We start from the raw sequence: 1,216 nt of genomic DNA, 5'->3' as shown, positions 1-1,216 counted from the left end.
CAGCTCCTACGCAGCCGAGCGGGAGCAAGCTCCCTCGCCACGAATCCCCTCGGTGTTCTTTCAATGTAGGTGAATGCTAGTCTTGGCCAACGCTGTCGCCAGGGAGCCCTCATGGGCAATCACAAGATCGAGATTCGTCGCAGTAACATCGAAAAAATTCTGTTGGCCGCCGAGAAGGTCTTCGCCGAAAAGGGTTTCGGTAGCACCGCCATGGCGGACATCGCCGCTGAAGCACAACTGCCGCGTTCCAATCTGCACTACTACTTCAGCACCAAGAACGAGTTGTACAGCGCCGTGCTGTTCGACCTGCTGGACGTCTGGAAGCAGGACGCCCTGTGCTTCGAGATGTTCGACGACCCACGCGTCGTGCTCAGCAGTTATATCCGCGCCAAGATGAACCACTCCCGTAGCCGGCCCCATGGCTCGAAGATCTGGGCCAACGAAGTGATCCACGGCGCGCCGACCCTGGGGCAGGCGCTCGATGCAAGCCTCTACGACTGGGCCAAGATGAAGGAAGCGAAGATCCGCCAGTGGGTGGAAGACAAACGCATCCTGCCGGTGGAACCGTCCAGCCTGCTCTACATGATCTGGGCCTCGACGCAGCACTACGCCGACTTCGACCATCAGATCAACATCCTCAACGACCACCAGCCGCTGTCCGACATGCAATTCGAACGGGCGGTGCAGACGGTCACCAGCGTGATCTTGCGGGGGATAGGGTTGCAGCCTTGAGGGCTTTGTCATTGACTGTCGAGCAGGGTCAACCTCAACCACGGAGGCTCTCGATATGGACCTGGCCGAGCAATACCGCAACTACATCGCCTGCCTGAACGCCCGTCGCTGGCAGGACCTGGGCAGCTTCGTCGACGACAAGGTGCAATACAACGGCAAACCGGTGGGGCTGGCAGGCTACCGGGCGATGCTGGAAAACGATGTGAGCACCATCGCCGACTTGCGCTTCAATATCGACCTGCTGGTCGTCGAACCGCCGAATGTCGCGAGTCGCTTGCTGTTCGATTGCTCGCCCCGAGGACGATTCCTGGGGCTGGAGACCCACGGCCGGCGGATTCGATTTTCCGAGAACGTGTTTTATGCCTTCGAAGGCGGAAAAATCGTTCGGGTGTGGTCGGTGATCGACAAGGCAGCGGTGGAGGCTGCGCTGCAACGCGAAGGCCCATCCGAAGACGGGCCTTGAGCGAAAACCATGTGGGAGCGA

Annotated in this window: 2 protein-coding genes; both read left to right on the top strand. The window is 59.7% G+C overall.

What is annotated here, in order from left to right; genetic code table 11:
* Positions 1–111 precede the first annotated feature (111 nt).
* Positions 112–732, top strand: coding sequence for a TetR/AcrR family transcriptional regulator (locus OC610_RS27730; RefSeq protein ID WP_264432738.1), 621 nt, complete (start codon positions 112–114; stop codon positions 730–732).
* A 55-nt stretch (positions 733–787) separates the two neighbouring features.
* Positions 788–1,195 carry an ester cyclase gene (locus OC610_RS27725; protein WP_264432736.1) on the top strand — a complete coding sequence of 136 codons (408 nt, stop codon included), beginning with the start codon at positions 788–790 and terminating at the stop codon, positions 1,193–1,195.
* Positions 1,196–1,216: the final 21 nt, after the last annotated feature.

The sequence above is a fragment of the Pseudomonas agronomica genome (genome assembly GCF_025917275.1).
In the GTDB taxonomy this organism is placed as follows: Bacteria; Pseudomonadota; Gammaproteobacteria; order Pseudomonadales; family Pseudomonadaceae; genus Aquipseudomonas; species Aquipseudomonas agronomica.
Note: the sequence above shows the minus strand (reverse complement) of the source record. Positions and strands in the feature narration are given on the sequence as shown.

What these genes read in the sequence shown, in the direction of transcription:
- OC610_RS27730 (WP_264432738.1), top strand. Translation starts at nt 112, where the DNA reads ATGGGCAATCACAAGATCGAGATTCGTCGCAGTAACATCGAAAAAATT.
- OC610_RS27725 (WP_264432736.1), top strand. Translation starts at nt 788, where the DNA reads ATGGACCTGGCCGAGCAATACCGCAACTACATCGCCTGCCTGAACGCC.